General features: G+C 68.7%; 2 protein-coding genes. Both read right to left on the reverse strand.

The genetic code is table 11. The features are described 5' to 3' along the window. Positions 1 to 1,325, reverse strand: a 1,325-nt coding sequence (locus ABCR83_RS32570) for a type I polyketide synthase (protein ID WP_462698873.1), incomplete at its 3' end; no start/stop codon positions are given. 48 nt (positions 1,326 to 1,373) lie between these two features. Then, complete coding sequence (locus ABCR83_RS32575; protein WP_462698874.1) at positions 1,374 to 1,937, reverse strand: acyl carrier protein; 564 nt, start codon at positions 1,935 to 1,937, stop codon at positions 1,374 to 1,376. Positions 1,938 to 2,008 lie beyond the last annotated feature (71 nt).

The raw sequence follows: 2,008 nt of genomic DNA on the forward strand, positions 1-2,008 counted from the left end.
GACACCCCCGCCCGACGCGGCCGCCCCAACTCCGGCCACACCACCGCCTCCGTCAACAACCGCACGCCGCCGGCGTGCCAGTTGACGTGCGGGGTGGGCTCGTCCACGTGCAGGGTGGCCGGGAGCATCCCATTCCGCAAGGCCATGACCATCTTGATTACGCCTGCGGCACCGGCGGCGGCCTGGGTGTGGCCAATGTTCGACTTCACGGATCCGAGCCACAGCGGCCGGTCCTCTTCGCGGTTCCGCCCATAGGTGGCAAGGAGTGCTTCGGCCTCGATTGGATCGCCTAGCTTTGTGCCGGTGCCGTGCGCTTCCACGGCGTCGATCTCGGCCGTGGACAGGCGGGCGCTGGCCAACGCCTGCCGGATCACCCGACTTTGGGACGGGCCATTGGGCGCAGTGAAGCCGTTGCTGGCGCCGTCCTGATTGATGGCGGACCCCCGGATAACGGCAAGCACCTTGTGCCCGTTGCGCCGCGCATCGGAGAGACGTTCCAGCACCACCAGGCCGACGCCCTCACCCCACCCCGTGCCGTCGGCAGCGGCCGCGAACGGCTTGCACCGCCCGTCGGGAGCGAGCCCGCGCTGCCGGGAGAACCCGGTGAAAACCTCCGGCGTCGTCATCACCGTCACTCCGCCCGCCAGAGCAAGCGTGCACTCGCCCTGCCGCAGCGCATGGCACGCCAGGTGCATCGCCACCAGCGACGAGGAGCACGCCGTCTCAACCGTGACGGCGGGCCCTTCCAGGCCGAGGGTGAACGAGACGCGGCCCGACAGCACGCTCGGCGCATTGCCCGCATAGCCCTCGGTGGCCTTGCCCGAGGGGTCGCCCTGGCCCACGTTCCCCGTGGTCGCCGCGCCCATATAGACGCCGGCCTGGGTGCCCTTCAGCGTGGACGGGTCGATACCGGCCCGTTCCAAGGCCTCCCAGGACGCTTCCAACAGAAGACGCAGCTGCGGGCTGCTTGCCAGGGCTTCCCGGGGGCTGAATCCAAAGAACGCCGGGTCGAATTCGGCGGCGCCGTCGACAAATCCGCCCTCGCGGACATAGCAGGTCCCGGGGTGGTCCGGATCCGGATGGTAGAGGCCGTCCAGGTCCCAGCCGCGGTCGCCGGGGAACGGTTCGATCGCATCCTTGCCGGAGGCGACCAGCTCCCACAGCTCCTCGGGGCTGCTCACTCCGCCCGGGAAGCGGCAGGCCATACCCACCACGGCCACCGGCTCCTGGTACCGCTCCTCAACCTCGCGCAAACGCTGACGGGTGTCATGCAGTTCGGCGGCGACCCGCTTGAGGTAATCGACCAGCTTGTCTTCACTCGCCATTGCAAATTCACCCAGCCTTCAGCGTGGTTGGCGCGCCCTGCATGTCGTTCACACACCCAGCTCTTTGTCGATGAAGTCGAGCACTTGGTCGGCGGTGGCGACCTCCAGTCGTTCCGCGGCATTGCCGACGCCATTGCCAGTGGCAGCGGCGACCGCCGTCTTCCACTTGGCAAGCAGCGCCTCCAGACGGGCGGTCACTGTTGCCGAGTCCAACTCTTCGGCGGCTACGGCGGACATGGTGGTCTCAAGCCTGGCCAGCTCGCGGAGGACCGGATCGGTGGCGTCCTGCCCCGAGAGCGCCTCCCCGTCCAGGGCCAACTCCCCGCCCAGGTAGCCGGCCAGTGTCTCAGCGTCCGGATGGTCGAAGATGAGACCAGCGGGCAGCCGAAGACCCGTGGCGGCGGCGAGGCGGTTACGCAATTCGACCGCGGTGAGCGAATCGAAGCCCAACTCCTTGAAGGAGGTGCCAGGGTGGATGCTTTCCGGATCCGCGTGGCCGAGGACAGTCGCGGCTTGGACGCGAACGAGACCGACGACCATACGGTGCCGCTCGGGCTTTGGGAGCACCGCCAGTCGGCTCGCCAGGTCGGCGGGCTGTGGGGCCGCGGTCACGGTCGGCCTGCCTCTACCGCTTGTGAGGTTTCGTAGGAGGGCGGGGAAGGTGGACGAGGGCTGGCTGTTGA

The organism is Streptomyces xingningensis, assembly GCF_054957865.1.